Source organism: Citricoccus sp. NPDC055426 (genome assembly GCF_040677445.1).
Classification (GTDB): domain Bacteria; phylum Actinomycetota; class Actinomycetes; order Actinomycetales; family Micrococcaceae; genus Citricoccus.
Genome location: NZ_JBFARZ010000025.1, coordinates 1 through 2878, shown reverse-complemented (window position 1 = coordinate 2878; position 2878 = coordinate 1). Strand labels below are relative to the sequence as shown.

Here is a 2878-nt window from a genome sequence, read left to right as displayed (position 1 = left end):
CCATCGGAGTATCCGTTGGTCAGGCCCTCCAGCTGCAGCCAGCGGACCGGGGCGAAGTGCTTCGAACCGGGCTGGTTGTCCGTGAAGTTCTCCGGGACCACCGGTTCCTCCGGGTCCACGGGATCGGTGTCGCCGTCCAGCTGGACCCCCACCAGGATGGGGTTGTGGTCCGAGGAACGCCACTGGTCCGCGGTGTAGAGCTGCTCCGGGGTGTAGTTGTACCGGGAGTACTCCAATGCCACGGACTCGTTGGCGTTGATCATCCAGATGTCCGTGCCGGTGACGGTCTCGTCCGCGGCGGCGGAGGCGAAGATCCCGTCCAGGGAGCCGACTCCGGCGTCGAAGGTGTAGGAGTACTCGCCCTCGGACTTGGCCCCCTGGCTGATGTAGCCGGCGCCCTCGAGTACGGCGATCGGGTCCTCCTTCTCGTAGGCGTTGAAGTCACCCATGAGGAACACCTGGTCCGTGCCCTCGGAGGTCTTCAGCTCCTCGGCGAAGCCCACGAGGGCCTCGGCCTGGGCCACGCGGTCCGCATTGGAGCTGCCCTGGCCGTCACCGGAATCCTCGTTGCCGGCACCGGAGCCGGAGCCCTTGGACTTGAAGTGGTTGGTGATGGCCACGAACTCGGTGCCCTCGATCCCGCCGTCCTCGCCGAGGGCGCGGAAGGTCTGGGCCAACGGCTCGCGGGCGTTGGAGAAGGCATCCGAGTCGGTCAGGATGGTGGATTCGCCCACGGTCTCCACGGCGGACGGCTGGTAGATGAAGGCGTTGCGGATGACGTCCTCGTCGGCGGGGATCTCGGCAGGCGAGGCGGCGTAGGCCCAGGTCCCGGCGCCGGCGTCATCGTTCAGGGCCGTCACCAGGGCGGCGAGTGCCTCGTCCCGGTCGTTGCCGAACTCGGCGCCGTTCTCGATCTCCTCGAGGGCCACCACGGAGGCGTCGAGGCCGTTGATGGCGGCGACGATCTTCTCCTGCTGGCGCAGGAAGTTCTCCTGGTTGTAGGCGCCCCGCGGGTCGCAGAAGTCGGTGGCGATCGGGTTGCCCTCGTGGTCCTCGTAGGCGTCGCAGTCCTCGAACTCATCGCCCAGGGTGGTGAAGTAGTTCAGCACGTTGAAGGAGGCCAGCTGCACGTTGCCGCCCACGTCCTCCGGGGTGGCCTCCGCGGCGCGGGTGTTCTCGAAGGTGGCCGGCTGGACCTCCTCGGCGTTCTCGTGGGTGAGGTGCTGGGTTGGCTGGAAGTTCCAGGCCTCGTAGCGGTAGTCCAGGATGACCGGGTCGGTGAAGTTCACGGCGGAGCCCACCCGCACCGGGTCGTCGAGGTTCAGGTACGGCAGCTTGTTCTGGTTGCCGGGGGCGCGCATGAAGTTGGTGGAGGCGCCGTCGTCGAGCACGATCAGCTGCTCCGCATTCTGGGCCATCACGGCCTGCGCGGCGGCGCCGGGAGCGGCCACCGAGGTCGGGTTCGGCAGCGGGGAGGTGCCCGGGGCCAGGCCCAGGGAACCGTAGGCGTTCACGTCATAGTTGTCGGTGATCGTCCACTCCATCCCCGAAGGGTCGATCAGCATGCCCTCGTGGGCCTCCTTGGACTCCTCGTCGGCGGGGAACTCCAGCGTCGTGGGCTTGACCGCCTCGGCCGGTTCCTCGAGCTGCTCCACGCCTCCGGCGCGGACTGTCAGCTGGGTTCCGCCGTTGTACTCGGAGACCTCGCCGATCACCTGGACGTGGTCGCCGAGCGCCACCTCGCCCACGGTGTCCGCGGAGTAGATGAAGATCGCGTCCGAGGCCCCCGGGGTGGCGTCCACCTCGCCGCCGGAACCGGCGGTCTGCAGGTAGTAGCCGTTGAAGCCGCCGGTCGAGTAGACGGCGGTGACCACGCCGCGGGTCATGACGTTCTCACCGACCATCTCGGAGGCGGATCCGGTGCCCTGGATCTCGGCGATCGGGGTGAGCTCGGTGGGGACCTCCGGCTCGGGTTCCGGCTCCGGTTCCGGCACGGTGCCGGTCTCGCCGGCGGCGTTGGTGGGGGTGACCGTCTCGGTGGCGGTGAAGTCCGCGGAGTTGTCATCCGTGTCCGCGCCCTCCGTGCGGGTCATGGACTTGGGATCGTTGTTCGCCGTGGGGCCGCTGGCGGCGGCGGTCTCGAAGGTGTTGGAGGTGCCGTAACCGAGCAGATCGACGACGCCGGCCACCTCGTCTGCCGCGGTCACGGAACCGACCGGGAGGGAGACCTTCTCGGCCTGGTCGGCCAGGACGATCGTCCCGTTGGTGCCGGAGAAGGAGACGCCGCCGGTCGCGTCGGCGGTGGGCAGGGCCTCGCCGTTGTCCGCGTTGCTGCTGGCCTGGACCAGGTAGTAGCCGCCGGCGGGGATGGAACCGGAGAGTTCGATGACCCCGCTCGGCTCGCCGGTGCCGCCGGCCGAGCGGTACTGGATGGACCAACCGTCCAGGTTGATGTCCTCATCCGTCGGGTTGTAGAGCTCCACGAACTTGTGGGTGAAGGGGGCGTTGGCGGAACCGCCGTTGGTGTAGGCCTCGCTGATGACGACGGCGTCGCCGGCGGGTGCGGCGTCGGCCGCCTGGGCCGGGACCACGAGGCTGGCGGACAGCAGCGCCAGGGAGGCGCCGGCTGCGGTCAGGCGTGAAGCGAACTTCATGGTGACTTCTTTCGGTGTGAGTGAGTGCGAGTGATTGTGAGCGTGGATGACAGGGTGACGTGTTGATGGCGTGGTGAGACAGCTGGAGACCGATGGGTGACCCATCGGCCTCCAGCTGTTCTCTGGGGGTGTCAGCCTTCGTTGGCGATCATGGTCTCGTAGCGGTAGAGGATGGTGGCGACCTCGGCGCGGGTGATGTGCCGGTCGGGCTGGTAGGAGCCGTC

1 protein-coding gene is annotated in these 2878 nt (G+C 68.3%); it reads right to left on the bottom strand.

What is annotated here, in order from left to right:
* Positions 1-2654: ExeM/NucH family extracellular endonuclease (locus AB0K08_RS16930; RefSeq protein ID WP_363356494.1), on the bottom strand; the 2654-nt coding region annotated here is incomplete at its 3' end.
* Between the last annotated feature and the right edge of the window lie 224 nt (positions 2655-2878).